This window comes from Aquimarina hainanensis (genome assembly GCF_042684685.1).
GTDB classification, from domain to species: Bacteria; Bacteroidota; Bacteroidia; order Flavobacteriales; family Flavobacteriaceae; genus Aquimarina; species Aquimarina hainanensis.
The window spans coordinates 55,293-75,996 of sequence record NZ_JBHULX010000013.1; the positions used below are offsets into that span (position 1 = coordinate 55,293).

A 20,704-nucleotide genomic window follows, 5' to 3' on the forward strand; every position below is an offset into this window, starting at 1 on the left:
TCCATGTGATCGGAACAAATATAATAAAATGTATTAAAGATCAGAAAAAGCTGACATCGGATGCAGCTTCTCTATTGATCAAGATATAATATAGTAACGTTTTTTTTGCAGATTTAATATATATTGTTGTTGGCTGATAAGTAATAAAATAAAACTCATGAGATCCCAAGAAATTAGAAAACAGTTTTTAGACTTTTTTACATCCAAAAAACATGGCATTGTCGCCTCAGCACCAATGGTGATTAAAGACGATCCTACTTTGATGTTTACAAATGCCGGGATGAATCAGTTTAAAGAATTCTTTTTAGGAAATGGTACTCCTAAGAATAATCGTATTGCAGATACCCAAAAATGTCTGAGGGTTAGTGGTAAGCACAATGATCTGGAAGAGGTAGGGATGGATACGTATCATCATACCATGTTTGAGATGCTGGGGAACTGGAGTTTTGGGGATTATTTTAAAAAAGAAGCCATCCAATGGGCGTGGGAATTACTGACGGAGGTATATGGTATCGATAAAGATATTTTATATGTTTCTGTTTTTGAAGGTTCCAAAGATGATAATCTGGAGATGGATCAGGAGGCATATGATTTGTGGAAGGAAATTGTTCCTGAGGATAGAATTATTATGGGGAATAAAAAAGACAATTTCTGGGAAATGGGAGATCAAGGACCTTGTGGCCCATGTTCTGAAATCCATGTGGATATTCGATCCGAAGAAGAGAAAGCAAAAGTTCCGGGACGTGATTTGGTTAATCAGGACGATCCACATGTGGTAGAGATCTGGAATTTGGTATTTATGCAGTTTAATAGAAAAGCCGATGGGAGTTTGGAAAAATTACCGGCACAGCATGTAGATACCGGAATGGGATTCGAACGATTATGTATGGTTTTGCAAGAAGAGAAATCTAATTATGATACAGATGTCTTTACCCCTTTAATCAGAGAAATAGAAACAATAACCAATACGAATTATGATAAAACTACACTGCCTACAGAAGCAAATGGAAAAGTGAGTGTAGCAATTCGGGTAGTAGCCGATCATGTCAGAGCAGTGTCCTTTTCGATTGCAGATGGGCAATTGCCTAGTAATACAGGAGCGGGGTATGTTATTCGTAGGATTTTGAGACGTGCCATCCGATATGGGTACACCTTTCTAAATACTAAAGAACCTTTTATTTATAAGTTAGTAGATATATTGAGTTCTCAGATGAGTGATGCTTTTCCAGAGTTAAAAGCACAGAAGAATCTGATTGTTAATGTAATTAAGGAAGAAGAACAATCTTTCTTAAGAACATTAGATCAGGGATTGGTGTTGTTGGAAAATGTTATAAAAGATACCAAAGGAACAACCATATCAGGAGAGAAAGCATTCGAATTGTATGATACCTATGGCTTTCCGATTGATCTGACCGCTTTGATTTTGAGTGAGCAGGGATATGATTTGGATGAAAAAGGATTTGAAAAAGAGTTGCAGAAACAAAAAGAACGTTCTCGTGCTGCATCTCAGGTGTCTGCCGGAGATTGGCAAATTCTTTTAGAAAATAATGAAGAAGAGTTTATTGGGTACGATCAGTTATCATCGACAGTACGGATCACCAGATATAGAAAAGTAGATAGTAAAAAAGACGGTTCTTTATATCAGTTAGTCTTTGATAAAACACCGTTTTATCCAGAAGGAGGAGGACAAGTGGGAGATAAAGGATATATAGAGGAACCTAATGGAGATGTTGTGTATGTAATCGATACCAAAAAAGAAAATAACCTGATTATTCACTTTACCAAAAACCTTCCTAAAAACTTAGAGAAAGAATGTAAGGCAGTAGTTGATAAAAATCAGCGGGCAAGATCCGCATCAAACCATACGGCAACCCATTTATTACATCAGGGGCTTCGTTCGGTGTTAGGGACTCATGTGGAGCAGAAGGGATCAATGGTGCATAGTGGAAATCTGCGTTTTGATTTTTCTCATTTTTCCAAGGTTACAGATGATGAATTACTACAGGTAGAAGAGTTTGTAAATGCCAGAATACGGGAAAATCTGCCATTAGAAGAAAAACGATCTATTTCTTATGATCAGGCAATCGAGGAAGGAGCGATTGCATTATTCGGAGAAAAATATGGGGATACGGTGAGAGCAATTCGATTTGGAGAGTCTATGGAGCTTTGTGGAGGAACCCATGTAGAGAATACCAGAGATATATGGCATTTTAAGATAACATCAGAGGGAGCAGTTGCTGCAGGAGTGCGTCGTATTGAAGCGATTACCAGTGATGCGGCTAAAGAGTATTTTACAACACAGTCAGAAGCATTTTCTGAAGTAAAATCAGTGCTTAAGAACCCTAAAGATCCTATCAAGGCAATTGTTTCTTTACAGGAAGAAAATACAAGCTTGAAAAAACAAATAGAAGCATTATTAAAAGATAAGGCAAAAAACCTTAAAGGAGAACTTAAAAATGCATTTGAAGAAGTAAATGGTGTTAAGTTCTTAGCAAAAAAAGTAGATCTGGATGCTTCGGGAATCAAGAATCTTTCGTTCGAATTAGGAGGTGAGATAGAGAATATGGTCGCGTTTTTCGGGACAGAACAGAATGGAAAAGCCTTATTGTCTTGCTATGTGTCTAAAACATTAGTAGAAGAAAAAGGGCTGAATGCAGGACAGATGGTACGTGAATTAGGGAAGTATATCCAGGGAGGCGGAGGAGGACAGCCATTTTATGCGACTGCAGGAGGTAAAAAACCTGAAGGAATTGAAGAAGCACTCGAAAAAGCCAAACAATATCTGAACTAAAAAAAATGATGTATATTGTTTTTGTATAAGATATGAGAGGGTGTAGCGTTTTTAATAAAAAAAGCTTGTTTCGAAATTGGATAATATCTTTTCAATAAATAGTATAGTGTAAAATAAGATCGGTTATGAATTTACAGACCAAAATACAGTTACAGCCTCAGGAGCATAAAATTGATTATACCTCAGAAGTAGTATTGTTAGGGTCTTGTTTTGCAGAAAATATTGGGAGTAAATTTTCGTATTATAAGTTTAAATCGCTGATCAATCCGTTTGGAATTCTTTTTCATCCTAAAGCCATAGAAACTTTTTTGTGGATGGCTACTCAGGAAGAGCAGTATACAGAAAGCGATCTTTTCCAATACAATGAATTATGGCATTGTTTTGATGCGCATTCCAAATTGAGTACGGCTAATAAAGAAGAGCTGTTAGCGTTGTTGAATGACACACTTGTTACTACTCGTGCCAGATTGAAGACCGCTACTCATGTGTTTATTACATTAGGTACTGCTTGGGTATATCGGTTACAGGCATTGGATATGATTGTAGCGAATTGTCATAAGATCCCACAGAAAGAATTTAGAAAAGAGTTGCTATCAGTGGATGAAATTAGTCAATGTATTCAGAACAGTATTCATTTGATACGAAGTCTTAATAACAAAATAACTGTCACATTTACGGTATCGCCTGTTCGGCATAGTAAGGATGGATTTGTAGAAAACTCAAGAAGTAAATCTCATTTATTGACCGGGCTTCATCAAGTATTGGATAATGATCCCGGAATAGGATATTTTCCTGCATATGAGATTGTGATGGATGAATTGAGGGACTACCGGTTCTATGAAATGGATATGCTTCATCCAAATGAATTAGCGATTAATTATATTTGGGAGCGATTCTCGTATGTTTGGCTTTCTGAAAATATTCAGCAAACGATGAAACGTGTAGAAGAGATTCAACGAGGAATGTCCCATAGAGCTTTTAATCCGGATAGTGAACAACATCTCAGGTTTTTAGAAAGATTAGAAGAAAAAAAGCTTCAGTTAAAAGAACAATACGCACATATTACTTGGTAATAAAAAAAATAAAAAAGGGAAATATAAACATATTTCCCTTTTTATTGCATTCATTTTATTGGTTAATTCTCCGGAATGAACAAAGGAGAGAACGTTGCTTTCGCATTCCCTGCAGCTCCGATATGATCCGTGTAATGTTTGTTTTTTTCAATAGTGTAAAAAGAATCTACATAGTCATCGCTATTGGTATACCACTCATCTGGCATAGCCTGAATAATAGCTCCGGCAACCTGACCTAAAACGGAAACCCATGGCTGAGCTGAGACAGCTCCAATGATTTTAAAAACACCGTCTACGATAACAGAAACAAGATTTTTATAGTTGTGGTTATCATCTTTTTCAAATAATTGGATATTAGCAGCTTGGTATTTGTAGTCTTCCCAGAATAACAATACCTGGTTAGGATAGTAATCTTTTCCCTCGTGATCTAAATAATACATTGGTATGATCTTGATTTCCGGATCATTTCCAGCATTCTTTATTCCAGAGGTAATCGCATAAATTTCGGCAGCTCCGCTAATCCAGGGCTCCTCATCATTATTAAGTCTGATTTTATCCAATTTTGTAGTTTCAAGACCCGCATTGATTTTAGCTGTAGGTCGTAGATCCATCTTTTGAGTAGCAAATCGATCGTTTTGCAGTCCAGAAAGTTGTAATTGAGTATTCATATAGTCAACTTCTGCTTTTAATACTTCGTATCCTTTAGTTTCTATGACAATAACAGGAAGATCAGGAGCATTTTCAGGATCTAACTCAACTGCTTTCTTATCTAATGTATAAGCAGTGATTGTTTTCCATTCGCTTTCATCTCCTTCTGGGGCAAAAGAAATAAGAATATCCTCTGTGTTGATGCTTTTTTTATTCGCTGGGCGATGCATCCATAATTCAGGAATTTCAAAAGAGTCTGCAGTGTAGTTTTTACTCTGTTTTTTGGAAGTCTCGATACTCTTAATAAGTGATTTGTAAGCTGTGTGATGAGAGAAAGAGTTTTGTTGTTGTAATAAAGTAGCGAGTTTGATTCCAGGAGTATTGTTGTTACTTAATTCCTGTACAATTGTTGTGCTGAATGAGGGACTGTTTAAGAGATCGATAAGATCAAATGCCATCTTTTTCTTATCAATTCCTGATAACTTAGGTACTTCAGTATCATTTGCAGGTTCAAAAGTGGTCTTTTCTGATTCACAACTAATGTGTAGCATGATCAGAATTAGGGCGGTAATTGTGAAAATAGTTTTTTTCATAATACGTAAGTGAATTTGTTATATGTTAAGGCTTTAAAATTAGGGAATTAAGCTGATGCAGCTATGAGCCTCATGCACAAAAGAAAGGTGGTTTTACCGCATGAATTCATGCGGTATTTATTTGGAAATGATCAAAAAATTATGCATGCATAATAAAATAATGTAAAAAGAGTTTTTGTTGTTGTAATTGTCTTGTTGTTAGTTGATTAGTTGTTGGTTTTTTGTTTGGGATAATATAAAAAGACCTGAAGAAATAAAATGATTAGACAGAAACTGGAGTATTTGCGATTTGAATCCCACTTTCTATTAAATGACGAATTTCTTCTCTTTTTTCTTTTAAATTAGTAAGATGCTCTACGATTAAAGTGTTTAATCGAATGTCCTTATTATGTGTTAGTTCATAAATTTCCAGAGGAAGTAACCAGTCATCAGGAAACTCCTGTTTGAGAATGTCAAAAACTGCATCCAGAGAAAACTTAGTATTGTTTCCTTCTCGGATGTTCCTTACAGATTGATATAGTTCATGTAATTCCAGTTCTTTGGTATTATACTCTTTTTTTACAGTTGTAGATGAAGATTTGTGAGTAATAAGGTCAAAAGAGTAATCGTCTGCAGGTCCTGAAAAAGCGGAGACTACTTCTTTTCCAACAGCGAGGTCAAATGTTCCCCATTCGGGACGGAATAGAAACTCGTCTTTATATTTAATGGTGCATTCTTTGAATTGAATAATGATCAACTCGCCCTGGATATTTCTCATACCAGTCACATTGAGTCCGGCAACTGTAATGCCACTCTCAAATTCGAATTCGATATATTCCCCATCGTAGAAATGATATGCTTTGAGGTCTCTTGGAGACATGTTTTCAATAGCAAGGTTGATTCCTTTTAGTTTTCCCAGTGGAGATCGGAATCCGTTAGGATGTGCATCGACTCCGTGTCCGATAATTTCTTTTTCTCTAAAAGATAATGCTGTTTGTCCTTTTGTTTCAAAATAAATGACTTCATTATCTTCATTCGTAATCATACGACTAAAGACTCCTGAAATTTGTAAACCTGTGCTTAGTTCAATAGTTCCCAGGTTTTCGGATTCGATGAGCTTGGCTAGTCCCCGATGTCCCCCTTTTCGCAAAGCCATCGAATTAGCAAATTCTTCTAATACCTGACATAGATAAGCAAAGTCAGGTGTTACATAAAGTTGTGGTTGTGGTTTGGTGATATCAAAATCCTGAAAAGCTGCTTCTGGAGAGTAAGCAATTTTTTTTACCTGATCTGTCATACACCATTCGCTTTCTCCTATAGAAGAGAGTAATCCTGCACCATAAATTTTAGGGTCATCCACAGTGTTGATTAAACCATATTCGACAGTCCACCAATGTAGATTACGGATCAGAGACATTTCAGAAGGAGTGGATTTTTCATTTTGTAAAGCCTCCACTTTTTTTTCAGCAGCTTCAATTTCTGTTTTAGGGGTTCCAGGAGCTTCTTTTAGAATGGATAAAAGGCGAACAGCTTCATACATTTCATAGTCCTTTTTAGAGGAAATGGCTTTGCATCCTATTTTTCCAAAACGCCTAAGATATTCTGCGTAATCAGGATTCGCAATAATAGGAGCATGTCCTGCTGCTTCATGAATTATATCTGGAGCAGGGGTGTATTCTATGTTTTCTAATTGTCGGATATCAGAAGCAATAACGAGAATGTTATATGCCTGGAATTCCATAAATGCATTCGGAGGAATGAAACCGTCAACGGCAACAGCCGCCCAACCAATTTCTTTCAGAATACGATTCATGCCATACATACTGGGAATTGAATCAATAGAAATTCCTGTTTGCTGCAGTCCTTTTATGTAAGATTCATGAGCAACTTTGCTTAAAGAGGCTATGTTTTTTCGCATAACATAACGCCAAACAGCCTGATCCATCGGAGTATATTCCTCATAATTTTGAGGCTTTATAAACTGTTTAAGATGTGGAGGTAGTTTGTCGATTAGCGGATTAGACTCTATTGATGGCTCCATGTTGATGGTTAAAATTTATAAAAAAGTTTTAGATTCGAAAAATAATAGTTTTATTTTGAACTAAGTGGGTGAAGCTTGTTAATTTTGAAAAACCCATAACACAAATGTCTTAACTTATGAGAATAATATTCATAGTCTGTTTTTTAATGTCTGTGCTAACGACTCAGGCACAGATTAGTAATCAGGGGATTCCTGTTAGTTGGTCAATCACTAAAAAGCAGCAAGTAGCGCCGATTTATATGCCCTCTTTTGATTTGAGAAAAGTACAGGCAGAAGATCGTATTAATGATAGGTATAGTACCAAAGCTTGGAGATTTGGTTACGAATTTAGTGTAGATATAGGATTGGGTAATGCCGGAAAATGGGAAGAACTCCCTAATGGAGATCGATTGTGGCGGGTATTAATCGTTTCTAATGGGGCTAAGACATTAAACTTTGTTTTTGATCGATATAAATTGCCAGAAGGAGCTACTGTATACTTGTATAATGATGAGCGAACATTTAAACTAGGGGCGTATACCAGTTTGATGAATAATGAGAATGAGTCATTAGGAACGTGGTTAGCCGATGGAGGTCGGGTCTGGATAGAATATTATGAGCCTGCTGAGGTTCGGGGAGAAGGGAAACTTCATCTGGGAACGGTGGTACACGGCTATCGAAGTGTAGCGAATTATAAAAGAACTCAAAAAGCACTGAATGATTCTGGAGATTGTAATTTAGATGTGAATTGCTCTGTGGGAGAGGATTTTGATACTCTTAAGGAACAGTTAAAAAAATCCGTAGGGATTGTCATTGTAGGGAGTAATGGTTTTTGCACAGGTGCACTGGTTAATAATACGAATAATGATAATGCTCCCTATTTCTTGACAGCAAATCATTGCGAAGGGAATGTCGTTAATTGGGCATTCCGTTTTAATTGGGTCAGCCAGAATACAGTTTGTGCTTCTACAGATGATAGTATCGATAATGGAGAAGAAGAGTATTATCAGACAACAAGTGGAGCCAGGGAATTAGCTTCTAATGTAGCCTCTGATTTTAAGCTTCTGGAAATAAAAGGCGGATTGGATAAAGCATGGGATTTAGAATGGGCAGGATGGGATAGAACAGACAATATGCCGTCCTATGTAGTGAGTATTCATCACCCTAATGGAGATATTATGAAAGTATGTAGGGATGATAGTGGGGTTATTAAGGCAATCAATAATGGTGCAGCAGTAGAAGGTTTTGAAGCAGAAACTTGGGAAATTACTGCCGAAGGAAATGGTTGGGAATTAGGAGTCACAGAAGGAGGATCATCAGGAGGTCCCCTGTTTAATGAAGAAGGGCTGTTGATTGGTCAGTTGTACGGAGGAGATGCAGCGTGTAGATTTGATGAGACAACAGTAGATAATAACCTGAAGGATTTCTATGGGAGGTTTGCCGTTTCGTGGAATGAAGGGATGACGAGAGAAACGCGCTTGTCAGATTGGTTGGATCCAACAGGAACCGGAGTGGAAAAATTAAAAATGCTATCAGAAGCTATAAAAAAAGGAGAAGAGAATGAAGGAGGGATTGTATTGTATCCTATACCGGCTTCTGATATTGTGAACGTAGCAAATTTAGGAACACAGCGATTTTTTTATGAGATTTTTGGAATAAATGGACAGCGAGTGAAAAAAGGAGTGGTGAATTCGCTGGAGCAGAGTGTCGATATTAGTTCCTTGTCGAATGGAGTATATTTTATGTTATTAAAAGAAACAGAAAATGCAGCGTTAGCGATCTCAAAAAAACTGGTTGTGAGAAAAGAAAAAGCATAAAGAAATCATTTTTATGATCAAATATGACCAGCGGAAGTCATAATGAAGGATTTTAGAGAGAAACAATCGTTTATTAGAGATTATAATTTATTTTTGAAATAAATTATAGAACAGATGAAACCCGAAAGTAGAAAACAAGAAATCATTAATGCAGCATCCGTACTTTTTAAGGAGAAAGGATATAGTGCTGTTACTATGAGGGATTTGGCGAGAGCTATGGGGATTAAAGCAGCAAGTTTATACAATCATATCCAGTCTAAGCAAGAAATTTTATCGACTATAATTATTGATCTGGCAGAGGAGTTTACAACAGGAATGGACCAAATAGCAACCTCTGAAGAGACGACAATTCAGAAATTAGAGAATATTATAGCATTGCATATTGATGTGACACTCAGGAATGCAGATGGCTTAGCTTCTCTTAATAATGATTGGATGCATTTAGAAGAGAAAAACTTACAATACTTCGAGAAAATGCGCCATGAATATGAAGAAAACTTCAGTGACATTATCAGAAAAGGAGTGAAGGAAAAAGAGATAAAACCATATAATATTGATATCATGGTTTTTTCTACATTATCTACTCTGAGAACATTGTATTTGTGGTACCCTAAGCAAGGAACGATTGATGCAGAAATCTTAAAAAAAGATATGATTTCGGTCTTGCTTAAGGGGGTGATTTAGGGTTATTTAAAATAATTCTAAATTAATAAAGGTGTTTGCTAACAAAACTAACAATTGTTAGTTTTGTTATAAGTTAACGTTGTATATAGCAAATGCATGAATGATTTTTATACCATAAAAGTAGCAGAAGTAACAAAAGAAACGAACGAGTGCACCTCGTTGACTTTTGATATCCCTCAGGAACTCAAGGAGAAATTCGCTTATAAACAAGGGCAGTATTTGACTCTAAAAGCAATGATTAATGGAGAAGAAGTTCGGAGGTCTTATTCGTTATGCTCCAGTCCGGTAGAAGATAAATGGCAGGTAGCCGTAAAGCAGATAGAAGGAGGGCTGTTTTCTACTTATGCGTGCACAGACATAAAAGCAGGAGATGAATTAGAAGTATTGCCTCCTAATGGTAACTTTTATACAGAAGTAGATACTACCAAATCAAAAGACTATATCGTATTTGCTGCGGGGAGTGGAATTACGCCTATTTTGTCTATTATCAAAACCCATTTAGCAAAAGAACCTAATAGTACCTTTAAGTTGTTTTACTTGAATCGTACTGTAAAATCCATTATCTTTAAGGAAGAAATAGAGGCGCTTAAGAATACGTATTTCGGAAGGTTTGAAATATTTTATTTCCTGACCAAAGAACACAGAGATATACCATTGCTTAATGGTAGATTTACTTCAGAAAAACTACAAATACTGGCAAGTAAAGTAATCGATATAAAAGAAGTTGATGAGTGCTTTATTTGTGGTCCGGAAGAGATGATATTTTTAATACGTGATGAATTGGCAGCAGCAGGATTGCCCAAAGAGAAAATTCATTACGAATTATTCTTTACCGGAGGAAGTGATGCAGATAAAGCAAAAGCAGCTAAAATTGCAGAACAAAAATTCGAAGGAACAAAAGTAACCATCATTGATGGAGGGAAAGAATTTCATTTCGCCATGGATGATGAACACGATAATATTCTCGATGGGGCTCTTGCAGCAGGAGCAGACCTTCCATTTGCATGTAAAGGAGGAGTTTGCAGTACCTGTAAATGTAAGGTCGTAGAAGGAACTGTAGAAATGAAAATCAACTACGCACTGGAGAAAGATGAAGTAGAAAAAGGACTTGTGCTATCATGTCAGGCAGTACCAACTGCAGAAAATGTTGTGGTTGATTTTGATGTGTAACCTATTTTGACCAGATCAAAAAAAGGTAAAATGAATAGTACCTGCTATGGATAGGTGCATTTCTGAAAAAAATAAAATCGAATAATCTAAATAACCTGGTGTTATGAGTGAAAAAGAGATTAAGAACTTAGAAGAGCTTTTCGAGCAAAAAATTGCCCGGGATGAAAAAATTGAACCTAAGGATTGGATGCCCGAAAAGTATCGCAAAACACATATCCGTCAAATTTCTCAGCATGCACATTCTGAGATAATAGGAATGCTTCCGGAAGGGAATTGGATTACCAGGGCTCCTTCTTTACGAAGAAAAGTGGCATTGTTAGCGAAGGTACAGGATGAAGGAGGACACGGCTTATATCTGTATAGTGCTTGCGAAACATTGGGGATATCAAGAGAAGAATTATACGAACAATTGCACTCTGGAAAAGCAAAATACTCCAGTATCTTTAATTACCCTACAGTGACGTGGGCAGATATAGGAGCTATTGGATGGTTAGTAGATGGAGCAGCTATTATTAATCAAGTACCATTATGTAGTACCTCATATGGACCATATGCCAGAGCAATGATCAGAGTATGTAAAGAAGAAAGTTTCCACCAGAGACAAGGATACGAGATCATGCTTACATTGGCCAAAGGAACTCCTGAGCAAAAAGCAATGGCGCAAGATGCATTAAACCGTTGGTGGTGGCCTTCATTAATGATGTTGGGACCTACAGATGATGTATCTGTTCACACGGCGCAATCCATGAAATGGAAGCTAAAAAGAAAGACCAATGACGAACTACGTCAGCAGTTCATTGATCAGACAGTACCACAAGCAGAATTGATCGGATTGACCATTCCTGACGAAGACCTAAAATGGAATGAAGAAAGAGGACATTATGATTTTGGAGAAATAGACTGGGATGAATTCTGGCAGGTAGTAAAAGGTCACGGTCCTTGTAATAAAAAAAGGATGGCAGATAGAGTCAATGCTTGGGAAGAAGGAGAATGGGTACGTGATGCCGCAGTAGCGTACGCAGAAAAAAAGGAGAATAGAAACCTTCAGAAAGCAATATAATCAGTAGATAAAAAAGAGATATACCTTTTTTAAAAAATAAAGAAAATAAGTAGATGGATTCATTTACTTAGAAATGACTAAAAAAATAATCAGATGAAAAATTGGCCTCTTTGGGAAGTGTTTGTAAGAAGTAAAAATGGACTGGAACATCGTCATTGTGGAAGCTTACATGCTGCAGATGCAGAAATGGCGTTGGAAAATGCGAGAGATGTATACACCCGTAGAAGCGAAGGTGTGAGTATTTGGGTAGTAGAATCTAAGGATATAACGGCTTCTAACCCGGAAAATAATGGAGAGTTATTCGAGCCAGCTCAGGACAAAGTGTATAGACACCCTACTTTCTATGACTTACCAGATGAAGTAAAACATATGTAGTAAACGTTGGTTGGTCAGAATGCCCCAATAAACGGTTTATAAATAGTAAGGAAGTTGTATAAGTATGCTTATTTTGAGAAGCTTTTTTTACAATTGTAAACTTTCATCAGGCATAGTAAACCCCACCTCTGTGAGAATACACGAGGTATTATAACTAGGAAGAATGTTCATTTCGAGGCAAGCCCCGGAGCATTTAAATTCTCGAATATCGAGTAAAAAAGTAAATAATGGAGAACGAAACGATCATACAATACATTTTAGGAATTGCAGATAATTCTTTAATTCTGGGACAACGATTATCAGAATTATGTGGTCACGGACCTAGTCTGGAAACAGATATTGCAGGATCTAATATTGCATTGGATTTATTAGGGCAAACCAGAAGCTATTATCAGTATGTGGCGCAATTATCAGGAGAAGATAAGACAGAAGACGATATTGCCTTTTTACGTACAGAACGACAATATAAAAATGTATTGTTAGTAGAACAACCCAATACACATTTTGGGTATGTGATTACACGCCAATTCTTTTTTGATGTTTTTCATAAAATGCTGTTAGCTGAATTAGAAAAAAGCAATGACGCAACCTTAGCAGCTATCGCCAAAAAAAGTAGCAAAGAAGTGAGCTATCACCAGCGATTTTCTTCTGATTGGATAAAAAGACTTGGAGATGGAACAGCCATTAGTCATCAAAAAGTGCAAGATGCAGTGAATGATTTGTGGACATATACAGATGAATTGTTCCATATGACTAAAGAGGATGAAAAAGCAGTAACCTTAGGAATAGGAGTCGATGTATCCAGGTTAAAAGGAGCATATTACGAAACAGTTAAAGAAATTCTGGAAGAAGCTACTCTGGAAGTGCCAGAATCTAAATGGTTTCAAAAAGGAGGAAAGCAGGGAATTCATACAGAGCATATGGGGTACTTACTTTCGGACATGCAATATATGCAGCGAACCTATCCTAATATGAAGTGGTAATAAACGACCATGGTAGTGAACACAGGAGACACTGTATAGGAAACAAATGAGCTATAAGGTTACCAGAAAAAGCAACCATGGATATAAGGCATATAACGCGATAGAACCTCACAAGCTGAGTAAAATAGAATGATTATCGAATTAGAACAAGACATATCACCCGAATTAGTTCCAATTTTGGAACAAGTGTCTGATCCCGAAATTCCGGTTCTTTCTATTATGGATATGGGAGTAGTTCGATACGCCAAGATAATCGATGATACGGTACATGTAAAAATAACACCAACCTATAGCGGGTGTCCGGCAATGGATGTAATAGGGGATGATATTACAGCAGCTTTTGCCAAAGAAAATAAAAAAGCAGTCGTTTCTCTGGTATTAGCTCCGGCATGGACTACAGACTGGATAACTCCCAGAGGAAGAAAAGCATTAGAAGCATATGGAATTGCAGCCCCGTTAGAAGCAGCAGTTGATAAGGAGGCCCTTCTGGAAGGGAAAAAAGTAGTGAAATGTACCCATTGTGGATCATTAAATACAAAAATGATAAGTCAATTTGGTTCTACCGCATGTAAGGCATTATTTCAATGTCAGGATTGCCTGGAGCCATTTGATTATTTTAAATGTTTAAAATAAATATATACAATTCTATAAGAAGAATTAATTTTTTAAAAATATATGAGCAAGCCAATTCTAATTGCAATTGATAATAATGTTGCAACGATTACACTAAACAGACCCGAGGCCTTCAATAGTTTTAATAGAGAAATGGCATTATTGTTTCAGGAAGTGCTGGATCAATGTGAAGAGAATGCTGATGTGAGATCAATAGTGGTAAAAGGAAGTGGTAAAGCATTTTGTGCAGGTCAGGATTTAAAAGAAGTTACTTCTCCGGAATTAAATCCGGGATTTCGAAAAATCCTGGAAGAGCATTATAATCCGATTATAACCCGAATCAGAAAAATTAAAAAACCAATCATAGCCGCAGTCAATGGAGTGGCAGCAGGCGCAGGCGCTAATATAGCATTAGCATGTGATATTGTGGTAGCAACAGAAGAAGCCTCATTTATTCAGGCTTTCAGTAAAATAGGATTGGTTCCGGATAGTGCAGGAACATTCTTTCTCCCCAGATTAATTGGGTTTCAGAAAGCTTCTGCATTAATGATGTTAGGAGATAAAGTAAATGCCTCAGAAGCAGAAAAACTCGGAATGTTATACAAAGTATTCTCTGCCGATACCTTTGAAGAAGAAGTACATAAACTAGCCTCAAAATTGGCGTTGATGCCGACAAAAGCACTGGGCTTCACTAAAGATTTATTAAATCAGTCGATGGTAAATGACCTGGAAACACAATTAGCAAAAGAATCAGAGCTGCAAATAACCGCAGCAGAAAGTGAAGATTATGCAGAAGGAGTTGCCGCATTTATAGAGAAACGAAGACCTAATTTTAAAGGAAAATAAAACCAAAAGAGACATCATGATTATTGTGATGTCTTTATAATTTACAGTATACCTATATATGATACAAAAAGTAGGAATAATAGGATCAGGAACAATGGGGAGTGGTATTGCTCAAGTAGCTGCTACAGCAGGTTGTTCTGTAAAAGTATATGATACCAAACCAGAAGCATTAGATAAAAGTAAGAATGCACTTGATAATATATTAAATCGATTGGTGACTAAAGGACGAATCGATGAAGCAGAAAAAATGAGGATTCAGGGGAATATTTCCTATGTATCTACCCTAAAAGATTTAGGAGATGCAGATCTTACAATTGAAGCAATTATCGAAAATCTGGATATTAAGCAAAAAGTTTTCTCAGAATTAGAAACCTATGTATCGGATACAGCTATAATAGCGTCCAATACCTCTTCGCTGTCAATTGCATCAATTGCTTCTTCACTAAAAAAACCAGAACGATGTATCGGAATTCACTTTTTTAATCCGGCTCCGTTGATGAAACTGGTAGAGGTAATTCCAGCTGTTCAGACTTCTGAAGAAGTAACCTCAGAGATTGTTGAGGTAATCAATGGGTGGAAAAAAGTAGTGGCGGTAACCAAGGATACCCCAGGTTTTATTGTCAATAGAGTAGCTCGTCCTTTTTATGGAGAATCATTGAGGATATACGAAGAAGGAATTGCCGATTTTGCAACGATAGACGCCAGCCTCAAAACATTGGGGAAATTTAGAATGGGTCCTTTTGAACTAATGGACTTTATCGGTAATGATGTGAATTATACAGTAACAGAAACTGTGTTTAAAGCATTCTATAATGATCCGAGATACAAACCTTCATTTACGCAAAAACGATTATCAGAAGCAGGGTATCTAGGAAGAAAAACAGGAAAGGGGTATTATGAATATACAGATGGGGCAGAAAAAGCAAGCCCGAATGAGGATTCGCAATTAGCTCGGCAAATTTTTGACAGAGTATTGGTTATGTTGATTAATGAAGCAGCCGATGCATTGTTCTGGAATATCGCCTCTGCAACAGATATAGATAATGCTATGACAAAAGGAGTGAACTATCCAAAAGGATTGTTAGCCTGGGCAGATGAAAAAGGAATTGATTGGTGTGTTCATCAGTTAGATGCATTATATGATGAATATCGAGAAGATAGATACAGATGTAGTCCGTTACTTAGAAAAATGAAAAGAGAGAAGACTACCTTTTTTAACTAATACAAATTAAAAAAAATACACCATTGAAAAGCGAATTTCAATTCAAGTTTGAAGAACTGACTATCTATGATAAAGCAATAGATTTTGGAGAAGCTGTTTATAAACAAATACAAACCTTTCCAAAAGAAGAACTTCATTTGTTAACAGCGCGTTTTAGCAAAGCAGCAGATGATCTCGCAGTAAATATAGCAAATGGAGCTATGAGTAATGATGTTATTGAATTTATGACCTGCCTTCAATTGGCATATGACGAAGCACATGATTGTATTGTATGTAGTACCAAAGCGAAGTTGCGAGGATATATTTCGGCAGAGCAGGACGAAAAAAACAGAATGGAAGTAACGGAGTTGGCTAAGATGCTACAGGCATATCAAAACCACCTTCAGTCAAAACATGGAGAATAGTGAATACTAATAAAGAAACGCCAATAACAGGGATTCAGATTCCGCATAAGATGTTAAGCTTAGATCCCTTTAGCCAATGGTTGGGAATAGAAGTGTTATCAGTAGAAAAAGGAAGATGCAAAGTAGGAATGACCATACGAAAAGAAATGCTTAATAGTATGGGAAAAGCTCATGGAGGAATTTCGTATAGTTTGGCGGATACAGCCTTTGGGTTTTCTGCAAATACACATGGAAAATATGCCGTCTCAATAGAGACATCGATTAATCATATTGAAGCTTTGGAAGAAGGAGATTACATAACAGCAGAAGCCGTTACGGATATCGTAAAAACCAGAGTAGGTTTTAATGTGGTAGAAGTAAAAAGAGGAGAAGAAATCGTTGCTCTTTTTAAAGGAGTGGTGTACAGAACATCCAAAGATTGGGAATAGCATATGAGTTTTTGTGTTTCTGCATCTCCCAGAGTATTAGAAACTCTATTATAGCGTAAAATAAGATCAATATAAGTAACAGTTAATCCGAATGTAGAAACGGTTGACTGGAATTAATAACAGTAATAGAAAGCAGATATAAGGAAGGACGTTTTTTGTAGAAGCATCGATTACAGTTTTAAACCATAAAAAACATGGAAGCATATATCATCGATGGAGTAAGAACTCCAATAGGTAGTTATAAAGGGACATTATCAGCTGTTAGAACAGATGATTTAGGAGCTTTAGTGATAGAAAAACTAGTGGCAAACAACCCTGGTATCCCAAAAGAAGCATATGATGATGTAATTATGGGATGTGCGAATCAAGCAGGAGAAGACAATAGAAATGTAGCACGAATGTCATTATTGTTGGCAGGGTTACCTTTTACAGTTCCAGGAGAAACAGTAAATAGATTGTGTAGCTCTGGACTGTCATCAATTATCCATGCCAATAGAGCTATAAAAGCAGGAGATGGAGATGTTTTTATTGCAGGAGGAGTAGAAAACATGACCAGAGGACCATATGTTATAGCAAAACCTTCCTCTGCGTATGGAAATGATTCAAAAATGTATGACTCTAGTTTTGGGTGGCGTTTTGTGAATAAAAAAATGCATGATTTATACGGTACAGACGGAATGGGGAATACTGCAGAAAATCTGGTCGAAAAATATGGGATCTCCAGAGAAGATCAGGATGCCTTTGCATATTGGAGTCAGATGAAAGCCAGTAAAGCACAAGCATCGGGGAGGTTAGCAAAAGAAATTACAACGGTAGAAATCCCACAGCGTAAGAAAGATCCGATTCAATTTACAGCAGATGAGTTTGTCAAGCCGACAACTACTCCGGAAATATTAGCAAAGTTACGTCCTGCATTTAAGAAAGATGGAAGTGTAACAGCAGGAAATTCTTCAGGGTTAAATGATGGAGCAGCAGCAACCATCATAGCCTCTGAAGCAGCTGTAAAAAAATACGGACTAAAGCCAATGGCTAAAATTGTAAGTTCTGCAGTAGTTGGGGTAGAACCTAGAATCATGGGAATAGGTCCTGTACAAGCTTCTAATAAAGCATTAGAAAAAGCAGGATTGACCATGGATGATATTGACATTATCGAATTGAATGAAGCTTTTGCTTCTCAGGCATTAGCCTGTATCAGAGAATGGGGCTTAGAAGATAATGACCCTAGAATTAACCCTAATGGAGGTTCAATAGCAATCGGACACCCACTGGGAGTAACAGGAACACGAATTGCATATTCAGCTGCGCTGGAATTACAAGAGCAACAAAAGAAGTATGCTTTAATTACAATGTGTATTGGAGTAGGGCAGGGGTATGCAGCTATTATAGAAAATGTAAACTTGTAGTCACAGGGGAACCGGTAAAAATATTTTTGGTGAATATCAGATAACAAGATTGTAAACGCATGAAAAAACTAGAAAACTATATAAATGGGCATTGGGTAGCAGGTACCGGAGAAGGAACTCCTATGGTAGATGCTATAACCGGAGAGTTAATCGCATTGTCAACCACAGAAGGATTGGATGTGCCTTCAGCTTTGGAGTATGGAAGAACCAAAGGAGGAGAAGTATTGCGCAAAATGACGTTTCAGGAACGAGGAAATATGCTGAAAAAGCTAGCCTTGTATTTGACAAAGAGAAAAGAGCAATTTTATGAATTAAGTTACCGTACCGGAGCTACTCGTATCGATAGTTGGATAGATATAGAAGGAGGTTTTGGAAACCTATTTGCCAATGCATCACTGCGAAAGCTATTTCCTAATCAGCCCTTTCATGTAGAAGGAGATCCGATTGATTTATCACGAGGAGGACGTTTTATGGCACATCATATTTTGGTGCCAAAAACTGGAGTAGCTGTACATATTAATGCATTTAACTTCCCAATATGGGGAATGTTGGAAAAATGTGCGGTAAACTGGATGGCAGGAGTGCCGGCAGTAGTATTACCAGCTCCACAAACAGCATATCTTACAGAAGCAGTGGTTCGGGTAATTATAGACTCTGGGATATTGCCAGAAGGTGCACTGCAATTACTGAGTGGATTGACACGCTCAATATTAGATACAGTAACTTCTCAGGATGTTGTTACTTTTACCGGATCAGCACATACAGGAAGAATACTAAAAGCACATCCTAGACTAATAGAAGAATCTGTTCCTTTTACAATGGAAGCGGACTCTCTAAATGCTTCTGTTTTAGGGAAAGATGCCGTGCCGGGAACTCCAGAGTTTGATTTGTTTATCAAGGAGGTGAGAAAAGAAATGACAGTGAAATGTGGACAGAAATGTACTGCAATTCGACGTATTATTGTACCTTCTGATTTAGTTGAAGATGTACAAATTGCACTAGGAAAACAGTTAGATAAAGTAACTATAGGAGACCCAAGACTAAAAGAAGTTAGAATGGGAGCTTTAGCAAGTGCAGCTCAGGTAGCAAGTTTTAGAAATAATGTGTCAGAGATTGCTAAGACAGCAGAAATTGTCTATGGTAATCTGGATACGATTGAAACGATAGGAGCAGATGCATCCAAAGGAGCTTTTGTAAGTCCGGTTTTATTACGAGAAGACCATCCGTTTGAAAATAGTGGAGCCCATGAAATAGAAGCTTTTGGTCCAGTAGCTACGATTATGCCATATGATACAATAGAAGACGCGATTACACTCTCTCAAAAAGGAAAAGGGTCTTTAGTATCTTCCATTGTTACCTATGATGATAAAGTGGCAAGAGATTATATTGTAGGAGCCGCCTCTCATCACGGTCGTATTTTGGTCTTGAACAGGGAGAACGCAAAAGAAAGTACGGGACATGGATCCCCGTTACCAATGCTTACGCATGGAGGACCGGGAAGAGCCGGAGGAGGAGAAGAAATGGGAGGTATGAGAGGAGTGAAGCATTATATGCAGCGCTGTGCTATTCAGGGAACTCCTACCACTTTAACAGAAGTAACCGGAATATATCAGGCAAATGCAGCATATAAGGAAACAGATAAGCACCCGTTTGCATATTATTGGGAGGATATAGAAGCAGGAATGTCTATCAAAACCCATAAACGTACTATCACAGATACAGATATAATCAATTTTGGGAACTTGACGTGGGATCATTTTTATGCGCATACAGATATTACTTCTCTAGAAGGAAGTATCTTTGAGAAGAGAACAGCACATGGGTATTTTATCCTTGCAGCAGCAGCAGGATTATTTGTTTATCCAAATAAAGGACCTGTAGCAGCGAATTATGGATTAGAGGAATGTCGTTTCTTAAGACCGATTTATCATAACGATACCGTATATGTACGATTAACCTGTAAAGAGAAAGTTGATAGAGATCACAGAGGAAAGGAATTACCTAGCGGGATCGCAAAATGGTTTGTAGAAGTTTTTGATCAAGAAGATGAACTGGCGGCAGTAGCCACAATTCTGACAATGGTTCAGAAGAAAACCCCGTTTGTACCGATCAATAGAGAAACAATCACCTCTTATTTGGCGCAATTAACAGAAGAATCTACCGCAGAATGGGGGATCATGACCCCTCAACATATGTTAGAACATTTAGAAAAAACACTACGGATAGCGACAGGAGAAATCAGTGATTTTGAAGTAGCTACTCCGGAGAAATATTTAGATAAAGTACAGGAAATGGTTTATAACCATGTCTCTATGCCGAAAGGACATAAATTCCCATTGTCCAAAGAAGAAGGATTAGAAGATTTGGTCCATGAAGATTTGGATAGCGCTAAAAACAGTTTGTTAGAAGCATATGATGCTTACAAGGAATTTTTTAAAGAAAATCCAGAAGCAATTACTAAAAACGTAGTTTTTGGTGCACTGAATAAGTTTGAGTGGGAACTATTGCATACCAAACACTTTAATCACCATTTTGTACAATTCGGATTAATAGAAGAAAAATAATTTTTTGAAAAAAGCTATTGTGTTTTTATTAT

17 protein-coding genes are annotated in these 20,704 nt (G+C 37.1%); 15 read left to right on the top strand and 2 right to left on the bottom strand.

What is annotated here, in order from left to right; all coding sequences use genetic code 11:
- Positions 1 to 157: 157 nt before the first annotated feature.
- Both alaS and ACFSTE_RS08640 read left to right on the top strand, forming a co-directional pair.
- Positions 158 to 2,791, top strand: a complete 2,634-nt coding sequence (alaS, locus tag ACFSTE_RS08635; RefSeq protein ID WP_378258725.1) for an alanine--tRNA ligase — start codon at positions 158 to 160, stop codon at positions 2,789 to 2,791.
- Between the two features lie 125 nt (positions 2,792 to 2,916).
- Complete coding sequence (locus ACFSTE_RS08640; RefSeq protein WP_378258727.1) at positions 2,917 to 3,864, top strand: GSCFA domain-containing protein; 948 nt, start codon at positions 2,917 to 2,919, stop codon at positions 3,862 to 3,864.
- A gap of 62 nt (positions 3,865 to 3,926) precedes the next feature.
- Here the strand turns inward: ACFSTE_RS08640 and ACFSTE_RS08645 are convergent, their stop codons facing one another.
- Entirely contained in the window at positions 3,927 to 5,105 is a 1,179-nt protein-coding gene (locus ACFSTE_RS08645; protein WP_176027439.1) for a DUF3103 family protein, read from the bottom strand.
- 262 nt (positions 5,106 to 5,367) lie between these two features.
- Positions 5,368 to 7,125, bottom strand: coding sequence for an aromatic amino acid hydroxylase (locus ACFSTE_RS08650; protein WP_378258730.1), 1,758 nt, complete (start codon positions 7,123 to 7,125; stop codon positions 5,368 to 5,370).
- 116 nt (positions 7,126 to 7,241) lie between these two features.
- Between ACFSTE_RS08650 and ACFSTE_RS08655 the strand changes: the two genes are divergently transcribed.
- From ACFSTE_RS08655 to paaZ, 13 genes are all read left to right on the top strand, one after another.
- Complete coding sequence (locus ACFSTE_RS08655; RefSeq protein WP_378258732.1) at positions 7,242 to 8,921, top strand: T9SS type A sorting domain-containing protein; 1,680 nt, start codon at positions 7,242 to 7,244, stop codon at positions 8,919 to 8,921.
- 114 nt (positions 8,922 to 9,035) lie between these two features.
- Complete coding sequence (locus ACFSTE_RS08660) at positions 9,036 to 9,605, top strand: TetR/AcrR family transcriptional regulator (RefSeq protein ID WP_378258734.1); 570 nt, start codon at positions 9,036 to 9,038, stop codon at positions 9,603 to 9,605.
- A 96-nt stretch (positions 9,606 to 9,701) separates the two neighbouring features.
- On the top strand, positions 9,702 to 10,775 hold the full coding sequence (paaE, locus tag ACFSTE_RS08665; protein WP_176027435.1) for a 1,2-phenylacetyl-CoA epoxidase subunit PaaE: 1,074 nt from the start codon (positions 9,702 to 9,704) through the stop codon (positions 10,773 to 10,775).
- A gap of 103 nt (positions 10,776 to 10,878) precedes the next feature.
- Positions 10,879 to 11,835 (top strand): 1,2-phenylacetyl-CoA epoxidase subunit PaaA, encoded by a 957-nt coding sequence (paaA, locus tag ACFSTE_RS08670; protein ID WP_176027434.1) that lies wholly within the window; start codon positions 10,879 to 10,881, stop codon positions 11,833 to 11,835.
- 93 nt (positions 11,836 to 11,928) lie between these two features.
- Positions 11,929 to 12,210 carry a 1,2-phenylacetyl-CoA epoxidase subunit PaaB gene (gene paaB, locus ACFSTE_RS08675; protein WP_176027433.1) on the top strand — a complete coding sequence of 94 codons (282 nt, stop codon included), beginning with the start codon at positions 11,929 to 11,931 and terminating at the stop codon, positions 12,208 to 12,210.
- Positions 12,211 to 12,437: 227 nt separating this feature from the next.
- Positions 12,438 to 13,193, top strand: a complete 756-nt coding sequence (gene paaC, locus ACFSTE_RS08680; protein WP_378258737.1) for a 1,2-phenylacetyl-CoA epoxidase subunit PaaC — start codon at positions 12,438 to 12,440, stop codon at positions 13,191 to 13,193.
- A 132-nt stretch (positions 13,194 to 13,325) separates the two neighbouring features.
- The gene (paaD, locus tag ACFSTE_RS08685) at positions 13,326 to 13,826 is read left to right on the top strand and encodes a 1,2-phenylacetyl-CoA epoxidase subunit PaaD (protein WP_378258972.1); all 501 of its coding nucleotides are present in this window, start codon (positions 13,326 to 13,328) and stop codon (positions 13,824 to 13,826) included.
- A 42-nt stretch (positions 13,827 to 13,868) separates the two neighbouring features.
- Positions 13,869 to 14,651, top strand: a complete 783-nt coding sequence (locus ACFSTE_RS08690; RefSeq protein ID WP_176027430.1) for an enoyl-CoA hydratase-related protein — start codon at positions 13,869 to 13,871, stop codon at positions 14,649 to 14,651.
- A 58-nt stretch (positions 14,652 to 14,709) separates the two neighbouring features.
- Positions 14,710 to 15,873 (top strand): 3-hydroxyacyl-CoA dehydrogenase NAD-binding domain-containing protein, encoded by a 1,164-nt coding sequence (locus tag ACFSTE_RS08695; protein ID WP_176027429.1) that lies wholly within the window; start codon positions 14,710 to 14,712, stop codon positions 15,871 to 15,873.
- 23 nt (positions 15,874 to 15,896) lie between these two features.
- Positions 15,897 to 16,277, top strand: coding sequence for a four helix bundle protein (locus tag ACFSTE_RS08700; protein WP_176027428.1), 381 nt, complete (start codon positions 15,897 to 15,899; stop codon positions 16,275 to 16,277).
- Positions 16,278 to 16,327: 50 nt separating this feature from the next.
- A complete protein-coding gene (locus ACFSTE_RS08705; protein ID WP_176031025.1) occupies positions 16,328 to 16,705 on the top strand; it encodes a PaaI family thioesterase in 378 nt (125 codons plus the stop codon).
- A 194-nt stretch (positions 16,706 to 16,899) separates the two neighbouring features.
- Positions 16,900 to 18,108, top strand: coding sequence for an acetyl-CoA C-acyltransferase (locus tag ACFSTE_RS08710; RefSeq protein ID WP_176027427.1), 1,209 nt, complete (start codon positions 16,900 to 16,902; stop codon positions 18,106 to 18,108).
- 59 nt (positions 18,109 to 18,167) lie between these two features.
- Positions 18,168 to 20,672, top strand: a complete 2,505-nt coding sequence (paaZ, locus tag ACFSTE_RS08715) for a phenylacetic acid degradation bifunctional protein PaaZ (protein WP_378258741.1) — start codon at positions 18,168 to 18,170, stop codon at positions 20,670 to 20,672.
- Positions 20,673 to 20,704 lie beyond the last annotated feature (32 nt).

Coding starts and splice junctions, on each gene's coding strand:
- ACFSTE_RS08710 (WP_176027427.1), top strand. CDS start 16,900: ATGGAAGCATATATCATCGATGGAGTAAGAACTCCAATAGGTAGTTAT.
- paaC (WP_378258737.1), top strand. CDS start 12,438: ATGGAGAACGAAACGATCATACAATACATTTTAGGAATTGCAGATAAT.
- ACFSTE_RS08655 (WP_378258732.1), top strand. CDS start 7,242: ATGAGAATAATATTCATAGTCTGTTTTTTAATGTCTGTGCTAACGACT.
- ACFSTE_RS08645 (WP_176027439.1), bottom strand. CDS start 5,105: ATGAAAAAAACTATTTTCACAATTACCGCCCTAATTCTGATCATGCTA.
- ACFSTE_RS08690 (WP_176027430.1), top strand. CDS start 13,869: ATGAGCAAGCCAATTCTAATTGCAATTGATAATAATGTTGCAACGATT.
- alaS (WP_378258725.1), top strand. CDS start 158: ATGAGATCCCAAGAAATTAGAAAACAGTTTTTAGACTTTTTTACATCC.
- ACFSTE_RS08640 (WP_378258727.1), top strand. CDS start 2,917: ATGAATTTACAGACCAAAATACAGTTACAGCCTCAGGAGCATAAAATT.
- paaA (WP_176027434.1), top strand. CDS start 10,879: ATGAGTGAAAAAGAGATTAAGAACTTAGAAGAGCTTTTCGAGCAAAAA.
- ACFSTE_RS08695 (WP_176027429.1), top strand. CDS start 14,710: ATGATACAAAAAGTAGGAATAATAGGATCAGGAACAATGGGGAGTGGT.
- paaZ (WP_378258741.1), top strand. CDS start 18,168: ATGAAAAAACTAGAAAACTATATAAATGGGCATTGGGTAGCAGGTACC.
- ACFSTE_RS08660 (WP_378258734.1), top strand. CDS start 9,036: ATGAAACCCGAAAGTAGAAAACAAGAAATCATTAATGCAGCATCCGTA.
- ACFSTE_RS08705 (WP_176031025.1), top strand. CDS start 16,328: ATGTTAAGCTTAGATCCCTTTAGCCAATGGTTGGGAATAGAAGTGTTA.
- paaB (WP_176027433.1), top strand. CDS start 11,929: ATGAAAAATTGGCCTCTTTGGGAAGTGTTTGTAAGAAGTAAAAATGGA.
- paaE (WP_176027435.1), top strand. CDS start 9,702: ATGAATGATTTTTATACCATAAAAGTAGCAGAAGTAACAAAAGAAACG.
- ACFSTE_RS08650 (WP_378258730.1), bottom strand. CDS start 7,125: ATGGAGCCATCAATAGAGTCTAATCCGCTAATCGACAAACTACCTCCA.